The organism is Oleiphilus sp. HI0043 (assembly GCF_001634935.1).
Window position 1 is genome coordinate 1 of sequence record NZ_LWEY01001621.1, and the last position, 676, is coordinate 676.

Here is a 676-nt window from a genome sequence, read left to right on the forward strand (position 1 = left end):
GAAACAGTCCTTTCTTATTAAAGAACTGTCCAGTAATCGGCCGCTTTTACCTCGTTCCTGGCCCGCCAGTGATAATGTGCGAGAAGTGTTGGCTACGTGTGACGTGGTTGCTTCTCAGCCTGAGTCAGCGTTGGGTTCATACGTTATTTCCATGGCCAGCACACCTTCCGATGTATTGACTGTCATCCTACTTTTACGGGAGTCGGGCATTCAGTTCCCTATGCGCGTTGTGCCTTTATTTGAGACCCTTGACGATTTGTCCGGGGCGAAGGAGGCTATTGATAGCTTATTATCAGTACCTTGGTATCAGGAGTACTGTAAAGGGCATCAAGAGGTAATGATTGGCTACTCTGATTCTGCTAAGGATGCAGGTCAGATGACAGCCGCTTGGGCTCAATATCAGGGGCAGGAAAGTCTGGTTGAGGTTGCACAAAAACATGGTGTTAAGCTGACTTTGTTTCACGGTCGCGGCGGCACGGTTGGTCGCGGTGGTGGCCCAGCGAATAGGGCGATTCTTTCTCAACCTCCTGGTTCGGTAGCTGGCTCTTTCCGTATCACGGAGCAAGGCGAAATGATTCGCTTTAAGTTCGGGATTCCAAGTGTTGCCAAACAGAGTTTAAAGCTATACCTGAATGCAGTTGTTGAAGCTAGCTTGTTGCCGCCTCCAAAGCCTAAG

At 49.6% G+C, this 676-nt stretch carries 1 protein-coding gene; it reads left to right on the forward strand.

Annotation, left to right across the window (positions count from 1 at the left end):
- On the forward strand, positions 1-676 hold a 676-nt coding region (locus A3729_RS24405; protein ID WP_156498115.1), incomplete at both ends, for a phosphoenolpyruvate carboxylase.